This window comes from Paraburkholderia sp. TE9906 (genome assembly GCF_056279605.1).
Window position 1 is genome coordinate 375,326 of the sequence record NZ_JBWCCT010000007.1, and the last position, 13,759, is coordinate 389,084.

14 protein-coding genes are annotated in these 13,759 nt (G+C 61.9%); 3 read left to right on the plus strand and 11 right to left on the minus strand.

What is annotated here, in order from left to right; all coding sequences use genetic code 11:
• Positions 1-118 precede the first annotated feature (118 nt).
• From hscB to ACZ9H4_RS21325, 7 genes are all read right to left on the minus strand, one after another.
• Entirely contained in the window at positions 119-646 is a 528-nt protein-coding gene (gene hscB / locus ACZ9H4_RS21295) for a Fe-S protein assembly co-chaperone HscB (RefSeq protein ID WP_408144016.1), read from the minus strand.
• Positions 647-824: 178 nt separating this feature from the next.
• Positions 825-1,148 (minus strand): iron-sulfur cluster assembly protein IscA, encoded by a 324-nt coding sequence (gene iscA / locus ACZ9H4_RS21300; RefSeq protein WP_408144014.1) that lies wholly within the window; start codon positions 1,146-1,148, stop codon positions 825-827.
• Positions 1,149-1,320: 172 nt separating this feature from the next.
• Positions 1,321-1,734 carry a Fe-S cluster assembly scaffold IscU gene (iscU, locus tag ACZ9H4_RS21305; protein WP_327628466.1) on the minus strand — a complete coding sequence of 138 codons (414 nt, stop codon included), beginning with the start codon at positions 1,732-1,734 and terminating at the stop codon, positions 1,321-1,323.
• Positions 1,735-1,804: 70 nt separating this feature from the next.
• A complete protein-coding gene (locus tag ACZ9H4_RS21310; RefSeq protein ID WP_408144011.1) occupies positions 1,805-3,028 on the minus strand; it encodes an IscS subfamily cysteine desulfurase in 1,224 nt (407 codons plus the stop codon).
• Positions 3,029-3,104: 76 nt separating this feature from the next.
• Positions 3,105-3,635 (minus strand): Fe-S cluster assembly transcriptional regulator IscR, encoded by a 531-nt coding sequence (iscR, locus tag ACZ9H4_RS21315; protein ID WP_042322770.1) that lies wholly within the window; start codon positions 3,633-3,635, stop codon positions 3,105-3,107.
• 131 nt (positions 3,636-3,766) lie between these two features.
• Positions 3,767-4,264, minus strand: coding sequence for a low molecular weight protein-tyrosine-phosphatase (locus ACZ9H4_RS21320; RefSeq protein WP_408144008.1), 498 nt, complete (start codon positions 4,262-4,264; stop codon positions 3,767-3,769).
• 160 nt (positions 4,265-4,424) lie between these two features.
• The gene (locus tag ACZ9H4_RS21325; protein WP_408156307.1) at positions 4,425-4,664 is read right to left on the minus strand and encodes a hypothetical protein; all 240 of its coding nucleotides are present in this window, start codon (positions 4,662-4,664) and stop codon (positions 4,425-4,427) included.
• Between the two features lie 263 nt (positions 4,665-4,927).
• Between ACZ9H4_RS21325 and ACZ9H4_RS21330 the strand changes: the two genes are divergently transcribed.
• Positions 4,928-5,491, plus strand: a complete 564-nt coding sequence (locus tag ACZ9H4_RS21330; RefSeq protein WP_476120697.1) for a hypothetical protein — start codon at positions 4,928-4,930, stop codon at positions 5,489-5,491.
• Between the two features lie 222 nt (positions 5,492-5,713).
• On the opposite strand, the gene ACZ9H4_RS21335 is transcribed toward ACZ9H4_RS21330, so the two are convergent.
• A complete protein-coding gene (locus ACZ9H4_RS21335; protein ID WP_476120699.1) occupies positions 5,714-7,129 on the minus strand; it encodes a lactate utilization protein B in 1,416 nt (471 codons plus the stop codon).
• A gap of 120 nt (positions 7,130-7,249) precedes the next feature.
• Positions 7,250-7,972 (minus strand): (Fe-S)-binding protein, encoded by a 723-nt coding sequence (locus ACZ9H4_RS21340; protein ID WP_408156313.1) that lies wholly within the window; start codon positions 7,970-7,972, stop codon positions 7,250-7,252.
• 178 nt (positions 7,973-8,150) lie between these two features.
• On the opposite strand from ACZ9H4_RS21340, the gene ACZ9H4_RS21345 reads away from it, so the two are divergent.
• On the plus strand, positions 8,151-8,957 hold the full coding sequence (locus ACZ9H4_RS21345; RefSeq protein ID WP_408143998.1) for an IclR family transcriptional regulator: 807 nt from the start codon (positions 8,151-8,153) through the stop codon (positions 8,955-8,957).
• Positions 8,958-9,066: 109 nt separating this feature from the next.
• Here ACZ9H4_RS21345 and pbpG read toward each other — a convergent pair whose 3' ends face one another.
• Positions 9,067-10,254: a D-alanyl-D-alanine endopeptidase gene (gene pbpG / locus ACZ9H4_RS21350; RefSeq protein WP_408143996.1), complete on the minus strand. Its 1,188-nt coding sequence runs from the start codon at positions 10,252-10,254 to the stop codon at positions 9,067-9,069.
• Positions 10,255-11,026: 772 nt separating this feature from the next.
• On the opposite strand from pbpG, the gene ACZ9H4_RS21355 reads away from it, so the two are divergent.
• Entirely contained in the window at positions 11,027-11,599 is a 573-nt protein-coding gene (locus tag ACZ9H4_RS21355) for a phasin family protein (RefSeq protein ID WP_095418901.1), read from the plus strand.
• A gap of 346 nt (positions 11,600-11,945) precedes the next feature.
• Here the strand turns inward: ACZ9H4_RS21355 and lpdA are convergent, their stop codons facing one another.
• A complete protein-coding gene (gene lpdA / locus ACZ9H4_RS21360) occupies positions 11,946-13,715 on the minus strand; it encodes a dihydrolipoyl dehydrogenase (RefSeq protein ID WP_408143994.1) in 1,770 nt (589 codons plus the stop codon).
• Between the last annotated feature and the right edge of the window lie 44 nt (positions 13,716-13,759).

Sequence of the window (13,759 nt, forward strand, 5' to 3'; positions counted from 1 at the left end):
GCGTTGCTGGATGTAATGCTACGGCTGCTGGCCGGTGCTTTGCTTCGTGCTTCGTGCTCCGTGTCAAGTTGCGTCTGCATCCGTGTCTGGGGAAACCCACCCACGGCACCGCCGCACGCTAGGACTCGAGCCGCTCGATCTGCACGCCGATTTCCGACGCCACCCGCTCGATGAACATCAATTGCCGCACCGCTTCGCCGGCTGCCTGGTTCGCGCCGCTGTCGAGCGATGCGCCGAGCTTGCCGAACCGCATGCGCTCTTCGTCGCGCAGCTCGGTGAGCAAGGCGTCGAGCGCGTCGACGTTCTTCGCCGCGGCCGCGTCTTCGATGCTTTCGCGCCACTCCATCTGCTGCATCAGGAACGCCGGCTCCATCGCCGTGTTGTTCTCCGCGCCGACATCGATGCCGCGCAGCGACAGCAGATACGTGGCACGCTTCAGCGGATCGCGCAGCGTCTGATACGCCTCGTTCGCGCGCGTTGCCCATTGCATCGCGATACGCTTTTGCGCGTCGCCGGCTGCCGCGAAGCGGTCCGGATGCACTTGCGCCTGCACCGTGCGGTACGCGTGATCGAGCGTCGCCGCATCGAGCGCGAATTGCGCCGGCAGATCGAACAGGTCGAAGTGGCTATCGTTCAGCGAGGCCATCGGATTAAAAGTCCGTTGATGAAAGCGCACCGGAGTGCAGTCTAAAAATGTGGCTCGAAAGCGCAAACGCGGCGAAGCGTGAAAGGCCAACCGGCCAGGCGCGGCGGCGGATGCGCGGATCAAATTAAAAAGGCGGCCCGCGCCGCCTTTGGTCCGCTGCACGCGGAAGTCTTCGGATTTACACGCGGAACGACTCGCCGCAACCGCATTCGTCCTTCACGTTCGGGTTGTTGAACTTGAAGCCTTCGTTCAACCCTTCGCGTGCGAAGTCGAGTTCCGTGCCGTCGATATAGGCGAGGCTCTTCGGGTCCACAATGATCTTCACGCCGTTGCAATCGAACACCTGATCTTCAGCCGCGAGTTCGTCCACGTACTCGAGCTTGTAGGCCAGGCCGGAGCAACCGGTCGTACGCACGCCCACGCGCAGCCCGACGCCTTTACCGCGACGGGTCAGATACTTCTGGACGTGCTGTGCTGCCTTTTCGGTCAACGTAATTGCCATAGCGTTTCTCATTGCGCAGTGCGCGCGTCGCGCGGGTGTCGATCCCCGTGCGGCGCGTTACGCCCTGCTGCCCTCTGTGCATCAAATATCGCTCATGCTGGACGGCGCCTTGAATCGGCTCCGTCCGCTTCCTGTCACCCAACCGCGCTCAACCCCGCGCCGCAACGACCGCTCAAGCGTGCTGCTTGTCGCCTTCGACGACCGCTTCACCGTGACGTTGCTTGTAGTCGGCGACCGCTGCCTTGATCGCGTCTTCCGCGAGGATCGAGCAGTGGATCTTCACCGGCGGCAGCGCCAGTTCTTCAGCGATCTGCGTGTTCTTGATCGACATCGCCTGATCGAGCGTCTTGCCCTTCACCCATTCGGTGACGAGCGAGCTCGACGCGATGGCCGAACCGCAGCCATACGTCTTGAACTTCGCGTCTTCGATGACGCCGTCCGCGCCCACGCGAATCTGCAGCTTCATCACGTCGCCGCAGGCCGGCGCACCGACCATGCCGGTGCCGACCGCATCGTCGTCCTTTGCGAAGGAACCGACGTTGCGCGGGTTTTCGTAGTGGTCCAGAACCTTGTCGCTATAAGCCATGATTACACTCCTTGATCCGTTTCAACCTGCAATTTGCAATTCGATGAATTCGACATCGTCCAACGGCGCGTCAGTGCGCTGCCCACTGGATGGTCGAAATATCGATCCCGTCCTTGTGCATTTCCCACAGCGGCGACAAGTCGCGCAGCTTCGAAATCTTGCTCTTCAGCAGGTTGATCACGTAGTCGACGTCCTGCTCGGTCGTGAAGCGGCCCACCGTGAAGCGGATCGAGCTGTGCGCGAGCTCGTCGTTACGGCCGAGAGCACGCAACACATACGACGGCTCCAGCGAAGCCGACGTGCAAGCCGAGCCCGACGACACCGCCACGTCCTTCACCGCCATGATCAGCGATTCGCCTTCGACGAAATTGAAGCTGATGTTCAGGTTGTGCGGCACACGCTTTTCCATGTCGCCGTTCACATACGTTTCTTCCATTTCCGACAGGCCGGCGAGCAGACGGTCGCGCAGCATGCGGATGCGTTCGTTTTCCGTCGCCATTTCTTCGCGTGCGATACGGAACGCTTCGCCCATACCGACGATCTGGTGCGTGGCCAGCGTGCCCGAACGCATGCCGCGCTCGTGACCGCCGCCGTGCATCTGCGCTTCGATGCGGATACGCGGTTTGCGACGCACGTAGAGCGCGCCGATGCCCTTCGGGCCGTAGGTCTTGTGTGCCGAGAACGACATCAGATCGACCTTCAGCTTTTGCAGGTCGATGGCGATCTTGCCGGTAGCCTGGGCCGCATCGACGTGGAAAATGATGCCCTTCTCGCGCGTGATCTCGCCGATTGCCTCGATGTCCTGGATCACGCCGATCTCGTTGTTCACCGACATTACCGACACCAGAATCGTGTCCGGGCGCAGCGCGGCCTTGAATTTTTCCAGGTCGATCAGACCGTCGTCCTTGACGTCCAGATACGTGACTTCGAAGCCTTCGCGCTCGAGTTCGCGGCAGGTGTCGAGCACGGCCTTGTGCTCGGTCTTCACCGTGATGATGTGCTTGCCCTTGCTCTTGTAGAAGTGCGCCGCGCCTTTGATCGCGAGGTTGTCCGACTCCGTTGCACCCGAGGTCCAGATGATTTCGCGCGGGTCGGCGTTGACCAGCGCGGCGACGTTCTCACGCGCTTCTTCAACTGCACGCTCCGCGTCCCAGCCATACGAGTGGCTGCGCGATGCGGGGTTGCCGAACTGCTCGCGCAGATACGGAATCATCTTGTCCACCACGCGCGGATCGATCGGCGTCGTAGCGCTGTAGTCCATGTAGATGGGCAGATGGAGAGAGTCGTTGTTCATCAATTGCTCCGGGGACGTCATGTGCTCTGGCTTCTGGGTTCTTGATCAGGCTGCGGCGAATGCTAGATACCGCGCCTCACGACCCGGCCATGTTGAAAACGGAATTGGGCCCTTTCGGCACGGTGCGAACAGGCTCGACCGCCGGCGCTTCGTTGCGCCTGTCGCGCAGCACCGCCGGCGCGCCTTCGCGCGAACGCTGCTGATCGACGAGATCCTTGAGGGAGACCGAATCGAGGTATTCGACCATTTTCTGGTTCAGCGTCGACCACAGTTCATGCGTCATGCAGTGGCCGTCGTGCTGTTTGGTGCCCTCGCATGAGCCTTTGCCGCCGCACTGGGTGGCATCGAGCGGCTCGTCGACCGCGATGATGATGTCGGCCACCGTCACGTCTTCGGCGCGGCGGGCCAGATTGTAGCCGCCGCCTGGTCCGCGCACGGACTCGACGATTTCGTGACGACGCAGCTTGCCAAACAGCTGCTCGAGGTACGACAGGGAGATATGCTGGCGCTGGCTGATACCCGCAAGCGTCACCGGGCCCTGCTCCTGGCGCAGCGCCAGGTCAATCATCGCCGTGACGGCGAAACGGCCTTTCGTGGTGAGTCTCATATGGTGTGGGAACCGCAATTCTCGACAAGTTTGGTCAAGTATAAATACATGAGCGATTTAGTCAAGTATCCCTATTGCGATTTGGGTCATTTACTTAATAACCGGCGCACCTGAATGCACCGCTGCGGGAATTACGCGAGCAACTGGGGACGCAACGCGGCGATCAACCCGCGGCAGGCAACTTCGCATTGATCCAGCACCTGCTCGAAGCCTTCCGCGCCGCCGAAATATGGATCGACGACTTCGCGAGTGCCGCCCCAACGGCCGTCCGCTTCCGGGACGAACTCCATCAACAGCCGGATCTTGTCGCGCTGCCCCGGCGGGCAGATCTGGCTCAGCGCGGCGACGTTTTTGTCGTCCATCGCGATCAGCAGATCGAAGCGTTCGAAGTCCATCGCGGCAATCTGGCGACCGCGCAATGCGGCCAGTTCATAACCCCGCTGCCCAGCCGCATGCCGCGCACGCTCGTCGGGCGGCGCGCCGATGTGCCAGTCACCCGTACCGGCGGAATCGATCAGAATGCGTTCCGCGAGCTTCGCCTCATCGACGAGATGGCGCATCACGCCTTCCGCCGTCGGCGAACGGCAGATGTTCCCCAGACACACGAAGCAGACGGACACGGTTTTCATCTGAAGTTTCAGGCGCTTTTTCAGGCGAGTCTGATGGCGAATAAACAGTGCCGCGATTATACAAAGCCGGGCAAATTCTCGCCGAAGGTCGTTGCAGAGGCTTAGACGTGACGCCAGCCTGTCAAGCCGCACGCCCAGCGAGGCCTATCTGGCCCCGAACTCAGGATGCCTCGGCAAGCGGCATCGCGGTCGCGGCGCGCATCGGCTTGGCAGGCAGGGCCGAAGCCGCGTCGATCATGCCGTACGAGACGGCGCGCGCGAGTTCCGCAGTCAGTTGATCAGCATCCAGCATGGCCTGAGGAGCGCGCGAAGCAGCACTGCCGCAAATATGCAAATAAGCAGCCGCGGCGAGCGGCACAACAATGGCAAGGGGCCAGTACACCGATATTGTCTTTTTCATGATGTCGTTTTTCCAATTAGGGGCGCATGAGCTTGTGGCGCACTATGCCCGGTGCAAATGCTATAGGAATTCGCAATCAGGAAAAACCCACCGTCACGAGATACAGCGTTGCTCCAAATGGAACAGTCAATTGTCGATTACGTCGCGTGGGAGAGTATGCGTTGGCACGAAAAAGACATCCTTACAAACATATACAAACTGCGTAGGACAGACAGGGATAATGGCGGTCTTACAAAAGTAATCCTCTCGCACTGGCTCACCAAATGAAACGTCTTGCACCACTCGCCGGCCTCGTGGTCGCCGCCCTGCTTGGCGGCTGCGCGGTCTATCCAGACGGCACGCCGATGTATAGCAATGGTTATGGCGGCGGCTACGGCGCCTATGACGGTTATGACGGCTACGCCGCCGGCGGGCCGGCCGTGCCGCAAACCAATGTCTATATGGGATATAGCAACTACTCGGGCCCCGGCTACTACGGCGGACCGGCGCGCTATTACGGACCGGGGCCCGGCTATCGGGGCTACCCAGAACGGGGCCGGCCGAATAACGACAACCACGGGAACCACGACAACCGCGGCGACAACGGCGGCCGGCATGGGCAGCCGAACGGCGGCCCGCCTCCGCAGGGCGCGGTTGGCGGGCCGCGTGGACCTGGCGGATCGAATGCGCCACGGCCCGGAGCGGGGGGGCCGCCGCAGCAGTCAATGCCGCAGTCACCGCCGCAGCAGCAGGTGGGCAATGGCGGCGGCCGCATCAGCGGTGACCATGCAAGACCGGCAAGAGACAGTTCCGGTCGCCAATCCGGTGGAACGATAACGCCGCATTAAGAGCCGCGTGCAAAGCGAGGCGATGCGGGCATCGGTTTCGCCCGCTTCACGCCAGAGCGGCGAATCACCCCGTCCGATAAAGGCCTTTGAGTTGCCGCACACCGCGGCGGCTCGTCAATCCCAATTGTTCTGCTCACTCCCCGATACCGGGTTACCAGCGCGCTTCACCGAGCCGCCGACGGTTTCGCACAGCCGCGCGCAATGCCGCCCGCTCAGCTCAGCTCAGCCAATATGGCTACGCTGCGCCGCATACAACTCCCTGAACGTACGGCCGACCGGCGCCGGCATTTCCCGCGTGTTGGTCCAGCCCGCGCCGCCCAACGGCAATTTGGCAATCGAACGATTGCGTCCGCCCATCCGCTCCAGCACGCGCACGGCCAGCTTGGTGAAGAGCGCATAAGCGTCGGGATGCAGCGCCAGAAAACCCCACACGGCCAGCCCGGCGCGCTCCTTCCACGGACGCAGACGCCGCTCCACCTGCTTCTCCCGCAACTTGCGCAGCAAATCGGATAGCGGAATCCCGACTGGGCACACGCTATTGCACTCGCCACACAAGGTCGCGGCCTGCGGCAAGTCCAGCGCCTTGTCGAGTCCGACATAGCTGGGCGTCAATACCGAACCCATCGGCCCAGGATAAACCCATCCATACGCGTGGCCACCGACCTTCTGATAGACCGGGCAATGATTCATGCACGCGCCGCAGCGGATGCACCTGAGCATCTCCTGAAAATCGCCGCCGATCAGCCCCGTGCGCCCGCCATCGACCAGCACCACGTACATATGCTCGGGACCGTCCTGGTCACGCTCGCCGCGCGGCCCCGTCAGCACGGAAAAGTAGTTCGACGTGCTCTGCCCGGTCGCCGAGCGCGGCAGCAGGCGCATCGCCGTCGAGAGGTCTTCGAGCGTCGGCAGCACTTTCTCGATGCCAGTGACCGCGACATGCACGCGCGGCATCACCGTGCACATGCCTTCGTTGCCCTCGTTCGTGACGAGGACGACCGAGCCCGTTTCCGCAACCACGAAATTACCGCCCGTCACGCCCATGTCCGCGCTCATGAAATGCGGCCGCAGCATCTCGCGCGCTTCGCGGGTCATCTCGGGAATCTCGGTCAGACGCGGCCGGCCATGCGTCCTCGCGAACAGGTCGGCGATCTCGTCCTTATCCTTATGGACGACCGGCGCGATGATGTGACTCGGCGGCTCGTTGTCGTTGATCTGCAGGATGTATTCGCCGAGATCGGTTTCGATCGACTGCACGCCCATTTGCCCGAGCACCTCGTTCAGGCGCATTTCCTCGGTGACCATCGATTTGGTCTTGATTACCTTCTTCACATCGTGGCGCCGCGCGATGTCGCAGACGAGCCGCGCCGCCTCCTGGGTCGTTTCGGCGAACAGTACCGTCACGCCGCGCCGGCTCGCCTCGCGTTCGAAGGTTTCCAGCCACACGTCGAGGTTGTCCAGCGCGCGATTGCGGCGCTCCTTGAGCGCGGCGCGAGTGGCGGGAAAGTCGATCGCGCTCATTGCCGTGGCGCGGGCCGACACGAACTTGGTGGACAGCTTGGTCAGGTTCTGCTGCAAACGCTGGTCGGCGAGTTTCTGACCGGCGCGAGCCTTGAACTGCATCGATTGGATTTGCATGGCGGCCTTGTGCGGAATCGAAAACGCGACGCGCGGCACGGAACGCGCGAGTCGGTATGCGTGAATGAACGGCGCGAGTGGAGCGACAAGCAGCAAGCGGCGACCGACGGCCCCCGTGCCTTATACGTCTCCCGCCAGCACCTGAGCGATGTGCAGCACCCGCGTCGTCGAGTTTCCGGTTCGCCGCAGACGGCCTTCGATGTTGAGCATGCAGCCAAGATCGCCGAGCACCACCGTACCGGCGCCGCTGGCACTGATGTTCGCGCACTTCTCGTCGACGATCGCCGTCGAGATATCGCCGTACTTGACCGCGAAGGTGCCGCCGAAACCGCAGCAATGCTCGCAGTCCTTCATCTCCGTCACTGCGACGCCCACTTGCGCGAGCAACGCGCGCGGCTGGCTCTTCACGCCGAGTTCGCGCAACCCCGAACAGGAGTCGTGGTACGTCACCTGGCCCGTGAACTCGCCGGGCTGTAATTGCACTTTAGCCACGTTGACGAGGAAATCGGTCAGTTCGAACACCCTCGCGCGCACCCGGCCGTAGCGGTTCATCAGTTCGGGGTCGTCGGCGAACAGGTCGCCGTAGTGCACGCGGATCATGCCGCCGCACGACCCCGACGGCACCACCACGTAGTCGAACTGTTCGAACTCGCGCAGGGTTTTCTCGGCCAGATCGCGCGCAATGCGCCGCTCTCCCGAGTTGTACGCGGGCTGCCCGCAACAGGTCTGCGCCGGTGGCACCACCACCTCGAAACCGGCGCCTTCGATCAGTTTGATGACCGAAAAGCCAATCTCGGGACGCATCAGGTCGATCAGGCAGGTGACGAACAATCCGACTCGCATGAGCCCTCCTTCGGGAAAACGTCCCTGATTATCCGCTGTTTGGCGCACAATACCAACGGCCGGAAGGCATAGGACGAACGCCTCGCAAATTGGAGCAGGCATTCGAACCGCGTTCGCTTTTTTCACTATACGAGATACAATCAATTTCCGCTGTTTGACGCGTCAACCGACTCCTCCCATGAGCGATACGAACCCGGATCCCAAAACTTCGATCCAGGTGATCGAACGCATGATGCGCCTGCTCGATGCACTCGCGGCGCATAGCGACCCGGTCAGCCTGAAAGAACTCGCTATCCGCACGGAGTTGCATCCGTCCACCGCGCACCGCATCCTGAACGACATGGTGATGTGCCGGCTGGTCGACCGCTCGGATCCCGGCACTTACCGTCTCGGCATGCGCCTGCTCGAACTGGGCAATCTGGTGAAGGCGCGTCTGTCGGTGCGCGACGCGGCGCTGACGCCGATGCGCGAACTGCACCGGCAGACCGGCCAAACGGTAAACCTGTCAGTACGCCAGGGCGACGAAATCGTCTATATCGAGCGCGCTTATTCCGAACGTTCCGGCATGCAGGTGGTGCGGGCCATCGGCGGGCGGGCGCCACTGCATCTGACTTCGGTGGGCAAGCTGTTCCTCGCTGCCGACGAATCCACCCGCGTGCGAGCCTATGCCACGCGCACCGGTCTGTCGGGCCACACGCAGAACAGCATCACCGATCTGAGCAAGCTGGAGCGCGAGCTGTCGCACGTGCGCCAGCAGGCCTGCGCGCGCGACAACGAGGAGCTGGAACTGGGCGTGCGTTGCATCGCGGCCGGCATCTACGACGACACCGGCAAGCTGGTCGCCGGCCTGTCGCTATCGGCCCCGGCAGACCGCCTGCAGGACTCGTGGCTCGGGCAGCTCAGCCAGACCGCGCTGATGATTTCCGAAGCGCTCGGCTATCGGCCGCAAGCGCCGCACGATCATTCGCGCAGTCATCACGCCTGAAACGGCAGTCACTTCCGCGCCGTTGCAATAAAAAAAGCCTCGCGAAAATGCGAGGCTTTTTTTATTCATGGACGGAAGGTCGAGAAACCCGCCGCCATACCACGGCGCTTCAGGTGCCAGGACCGCCGGCATCCGCGCTGGTGATACGCGGCTGGTCGCCGCCGTTATCCAGCCACGTGCGCAGACGCGTGGCGTCCGCGAAACGCGAGTACTTACCCGACGAATCGAGCAGCACCATGATCATCGGACGGCCATGAATGGTCGCCTGCATCACGAGGCACTCGCCCGCTTCGTTAATGAAACCGGTCTTTTGCAGACCAATGTCCCACGTCGGATTACGCACCAGCGCATTGGTGCTGTTGTACGCCAGCGAGCGCTTGCCGGTGTACACCTCGTAGCTGTGATCGGTCGAGAACTTGCGGATCAGCGGATACTGATACGCCGCGTTGACCATCTTCACGAGGTCGCGCGCGCTCGACACGTTCTGGCTCGTCAATCCCGTAGGGTTTTCGAAGTGCGTATCGGTCATGCCGAGTTGTTTGGCCTTCGCGTTCATCGCGGCGAGGAACGCCGGACGGCCGCCCGGGAAATACCGCGACAGCGCAGCGGCGGCCCGGTTTTCCGAGGCCATCAGCGCGATGTGCAGCATGTCTTCACGCGACAGTACGGAGCCCACCGACAGACGCGAGCCGGTGTTCTTCTCATAGTCGCGGTCTTCGTCGGTGACTTCGATCTGGTCAGTCATCGACTCTTTCGAATCGAGCACCACCATCGACGTCATGAGCTTGGTGATCGACGCGATCGGCACCACCGCGCGCGAGTTCTTGTCGAACAGCGGCTCGCCGGAGTTCTGGTCGATCACGTAGGCGACGCTCGAGCGCAACATCAGCGCGTCCGGCGTTTCGTGCAGGCCGAAAGCCTGGCCGACGGTCGGCTGGCGCGGCTCGTACGCGACGCGGCGCACCACCGAGTGGTGACGGCCGTTCGACGTGAAGCTCACGCGCTTGCGCTTGGCGCTGGCGCGCGGCGCATCGTCGTCCGCGGCGGCCGCGGCTTTCACCGCCGCGCCTTTACTGGCCTTCGCCGACTTGCTCGACACCTTGGCGTCGGCGGCGGCCGGCTTCTTCGCGGCTTTAGCGTGTTTGGAGGTTTTTGCGGTTGCAGCAGCCGTGGCGGCAAGGCTGCTGACGGGCGTGGCAAACGCCGCTGCGACGACCAGGGAGACGGCCACCGACAGAGCGGTGCTGCGGGCCGCGCCGTGGATCACTTTCAGCGACGAAAACATGTCGGTTTTCATGGGTGTTCGGTAGGGAGCGGCGAGAGGTTTCCGCAAGTGTAGTAAAACAACGAAAAATTAGCAATTTGAAGCACTTATAGGCGCTCCTTAAACCGGCTTGTAAGCTCCGATCGCAAAAACACAAATAAGTGCCGCACGTCGATCGAAAAAAACGATCGCCAACGTGCTACGTCTCGCCCTTGTCGCCATCCGCCCGAAATCGAGGATTCCTGCAGCTTAACGGCAATTTCGAGACAACCTTGATGAGGGGAAATACGGTTGGAGCATCGGCAGATGCAGCGCCGCCGATATGGCAAGACGTCGCTGGGGCCTCGCGTTCATCTTGTAAATGCCTGCTGGAGACCGCCAACGCGCATTCGACCGGCATGAAGCATTAACGTTCCATGACAGTTTGCGGTTTACATCGAATTGTCCATCTCACGATTTTTCGTGAGATGCGGATGTTACCGTTCCCCGCGCGATCCTGCTTCAGCAGCAGAAAAAACTCACCAAACTGGTTCCCAATACCCATTTATGCCGCACCAGCACGGTGCCAAAGTCAAATCGACCAGTGTCACACGTATGACATGCTTACTGCATAACCTCTTGTTTTATCAGCATTTTATTAAAATTGTGCAACGCACAAAAAGCGCTTGACATTCATTGTGGTCATCCTAAAATGGGAACCATTGCTGCGATGCACAATACATCGCGGTCCGGGGAGACGATCTTCCGTCTCGCCACCCACCCAATGCGGTCCGCACAGACAGACCGCAATCCAGGAGCGTAAACCATGACTCTGCTGACCCCTGAGCAATTCGCCGCAGCCCAGAAAGCCAACTTCGAAACGCTGTTCGGCCTGACGACCAAAGCATTCGAAGGCGTCGAAAAGCTGGTTGAGCTGAACCTGCAAGTCGTCAAGTCGACGCTCGCGGAAAGCCAGGAAAATGCCCAACGCGCGCTGTCGGTGAAGGACGCGCAGGAATTGCTGGCGCTTCAGGCTAGCCTCGCACAGCCGGTGGCTGAAAAGGCGCTGTCGTATGGTCGCCACGTGTATGAAATCGTTTCGGCAACGCAAGGTGAATTCACCCGCGTCGCGGAAGCCCAGTTCGAAGAGCAAAACCGCAAGGTGCAATCGCTCGTCGAAAACGTCGCGAAGAACGCACCGGCCGGTTCGGAAACCGCCGTCGCCGTGATGAAGTCGGCTATCACCGCCGCCAACACCACGTACGAAACGGTTCACAAGGCGACCAAGCAAGCTGTCGAAATCGCCGAAAGCAACTTCAACGCAGCCGCTACGGCCGCGTCGAAGGCAGCTTCGCAAGCCGCTGCGCAAGCATCGCGCTCGGCCAAGAAGGCAGTCTAAGCTTCAGGCATCGCTTTCGGGCAGTACCTCACGCCGGCACCGCGCAAGCAGTGTCGGCGTTATCGTAAGCAACAGCGTCGTGCCGTTGCCGCTCACACGGTTTGATTGGCCGAACGCTCCGATACGTTGAACAACGTATCGTTTGCCCGGCCAAAGGCCGGGATTTTTTTGCCGGCTGCCCGACAGAAGCGGCAAGCACGCGTAAGCCGCCGCCGGGTGTGTCGTTGCGGCGCCACAAGCGCCCTGCCCTGTTGCCCAACGAAAAAGAAACGGCGCGTTCCTGACGGGACGCGCCGTTTCTTTTTGCTCCTTCGACCCCGCCCGCAAGCGGACGGGCCCAACGGCTTTACTTCTTTTTCTGCGGCGGCAAATCAGTGCAGACACCTTCATACAGCTCGGCGGCCATCCCGATCGATTCGCCCAGCGTCGGATGCGGGTGAATCGTCTTGCCGATGTCGGTCGCATCCGCGCCCATTTCGACGGCGAGACAGACTTCGCTGATCAGGTCGCCCGCATTCAGACCGACGATCCCGCCGCCGATCACGCGATGCGTTTCCTCGTCGAACAGCAGCTTCGTGAAGCCTTCGTCGCGGCCGTTGGCGATCGCGCGGCCCGAAGCGGCCCATGGGAACACCGCCTTGCCGTACTTGATGCCCGCGGCCTTCAACTGGTCTTCGGTCTTGCCGGCCCACGCCACTTCCGGATCGGTGTAGGCCACCGACGGAATCTGCAGCGCGTCGAAGTAGGCCTTCTCGCCATGCGCGGCTTCGGCGGCGACGTGGCCTTCGTGCACTGCCTTGTGCGCGAGCATCGGCTGACCGACGATATCGCCGATCGCGAAGATGTGGGCCACATTGGTACGCATCTGCTTGTCGACGTCGATGAAGCCGCGATCGGTGACCGCGACACCAGCCTTGTCCGCACCGATCCGCTTACCGTTCGGCGTACGCCCGACGGCCACCAGCACGAGGTCGTAGCGCTGCGCTTCAGCCGGCGCCTTCTCGCCTTCGAACGACACGTAGATGCCGTCGTCCTTCGCTTCGGCCCCGGTGGTCTTGGTCTTCAGCATGACGTTCGCGAAACGCTTGCTGTTGTACTTCTCCCACACCTTGACCAGGTCGCGGTCCGCGCCGGCCATCAGGCCGTCGAGCATTTCGACCACATCGATCTGCGCGCCGAGCGTTGCATACACCGTCGCCATTTCCAGGCCGATGATGCCGCCGCCGATCACCAGCATGCGCTGCGGAATCTGCCGCAATTCAAGCGCGCCGGTCGAATCGACCACGCGCGGGTCTTCCGGAATGAACGGCAGCTTCACCGCTTCCGAGCCGGCGGCAATGATCGCCTGCTTGAACTTGACGACCTTCTTGCCGCCTTCGGTCTGCACTTCCATGTGATTCGGGTCGACGAACGCGCCGGTGCCCGTCACCACTTCGACCTTGCGCGCCTTGGCCATGCCGGCGAGGCCGCCGGTCAGCTTCTTGACGACGCCCGACTTGAAGTCGCGCAGCTTGTCGAGATCGATCTGCGGCTTGCCGAACGTGATGCCGTGCGAGCCGAGCGCTTCGGCTTCGTCGATCACGAGCGCGGTATGCAGCAGCGCTTTCGACGGAATGCAGCCGACGTTCAGACACACGCCGCCGAGCGTCGAATAACGCTCGACCAGCACCGTCTTCATACCGAGGTCGGCCGAGCGGAACGCGGCCGAATAGCCGCCAGGGCCCGAACCGAGCACGAGCATGTCGCACTCGATATCCGCGCTGCCCGAGAAACTGCCGGCTTGCGGAGCGGGCGTGGGCACAGCCGCAGCTTGCGCCGGGGCCTTTTCAGGCTCCCTGGCCGCAGCCTTCGGTGCATCTTTAGCAGGCGCCGCGTCCGCGGACGTTTCGACGAGCGCAATCACCGTGCCTTGCGAGACCTTGTCGCCGGCTTTGACGCGGACTTCCTTGACGGTGCCTGCGGTATCGCTCGGCACTTCGATGGAGGCCTTATCGGACTCGAGCGTCATCAGCGCCTGTTCGTTCTCGATGACGTCGCCCGCTTTGATATTGACTTCGATGACATCGACGTCCTTGAAGTCACCGATATCCGGTACTTTTACTTCGACGAGACTCATGTTGTCCCCTTCTCTTATTGATCGTGATGAGCGAAGAACCTACC

Coding starts and splice junctions, on each gene's coding strand:
- hscB (WP_408144016.1), bottom strand. CDS start 646: ATGGCCTCGCTGAACGATAGCCACTTCGACCTGTTCGATCTGCCGGCG.
- iscA (WP_408144014.1), bottom strand. CDS start 1,148: ATGGCAATTACGTTGACCGAAAAGGCAGCACAGCACGTCCAGAAGTAT.
- iscU (WP_327628466.1), bottom strand. CDS start 1,734: ATGGCTTATAGCGACAAGGTTCTGGACCACTACGAAAACCCGCGCAAC.
- ACZ9H4_RS21310 (WP_408144011.1), bottom strand. CDS start 3,028: ATGAACAACGACTCTCTCCATCTGCCCATCTACATGGACTACAGCGCT.
- iscR (WP_042322770.1), bottom strand. CDS start 3,635: ATGAGACTCACCACGAAAGGCCGTTTCGCCGTCACGGCGATGATTGAC.
- ACZ9H4_RS21320 (WP_408144008.1), bottom strand. CDS start 4,264: ATGAAAACCGTGTCCGTCTGCTTCGTGTGTCTGGGGAACATCTGCCGT.
- ACZ9H4_RS21325 (WP_408156307.1), bottom strand. CDS start 4,664: ATGAAAAAGACAATATCGGTGTACTGGCCCCTTGCCATTGTTGTGCCG.
- ACZ9H4_RS21330 (WP_476120697.1), top strand. CDS start 4,928: ATGAAACGTCTTGCACCACTCGCCGGCCTCGTGGTCGCCGCCCTGCTT.
- ACZ9H4_RS21335 (WP_476120699.1), bottom strand. CDS start 7,129: ATGCAAATCCAATCGATGCAGTTCAAGGCTCGCGCCGGTCAGAAACTC.
- ACZ9H4_RS21340 (WP_408156313.1), bottom strand. CDS start 7,972: ATGCGAGTCGGATTGTTCGTCACCTGCCTGATCGACCTGATGCGTCCC.
- ACZ9H4_RS21345 (WP_408143998.1), top strand. CDS start 8,151: ATGAGCGATACGAACCCGGATCCCAAAACTTCGATCCAGGTGATCGAA.
- pbpG (WP_408143996.1), bottom strand. CDS start 10,254: ATGAAAACCGACATGTTTTCGTCGCTGAAAGTGATCCACGGCGCGGCC.
- ACZ9H4_RS21355 (WP_095418901.1), top strand. CDS start 11,027: ATGACTCTGCTGACCCCTGAGCAATTCGCCGCAGCCCAGAAAGCCAAC.
- lpdA (WP_408143994.1), bottom strand. CDS start 13,715: ATGAGTCTCGTCGAAGTAAAAGTACCGGATATCGGTGACTTCAAGGAC.